Source organism: Mesorhizobium sp. M4B.F.Ca.ET.214.01.1.1, assembly GCF_004791545.1.
In the GTDB taxonomy this organism is placed as follows: Bacteria; Pseudomonadota; Alphaproteobacteria; order Rhizobiales; family Rhizobiaceae; genus Mesorhizobium; species Mesorhizobium abyssinicae.
On the sequence record NZ_SRUX01000327.1, the window covers coordinates 1 to 279 of the forward strand.

Annotated in this window: 1 protein-coding gene; it reads right to left on the minus strand. The window is 65.6% G+C overall.

Going from position 1 to position 279, the window contains the following annotated elements:
- On the minus strand, nucleotides 1–179 hold a 179-nt coding region (locus EN857_RS34435; protein ID WP_135897756.1), incomplete at its 3' end, for a GntR family transcriptional regulator.
- Nucleotides 180–279 lie beyond the last annotated feature (100 nt).

Consider the following 279-nt stretch of genomic DNA (forward strand, 5'->3'; position numbering starts at 1 on the left):
CTGGCGATCGCCTCGCGCACCACGTTCCGGCTGACCCCGAACGTGGTCGCCAGCGCCTGTTCGGTCGGCAGCTGATCGCCGGGCTTCAGCCGCCCCTGGGCGATCTCGCGCGAGATCGAACTCGCAACGAGCGTGGAGAGGTGCGGACCGCGATTGACCTTGTCGAGCTTCAGCGTCATCGCTCACCTATAGTCGAGCGCGGATGCGGACGCCAGAATGCGGCCGTTGCTCAATATATGGCACGGGTCGAAGGCATCCTTGATGCCCGCCGCGAGATCG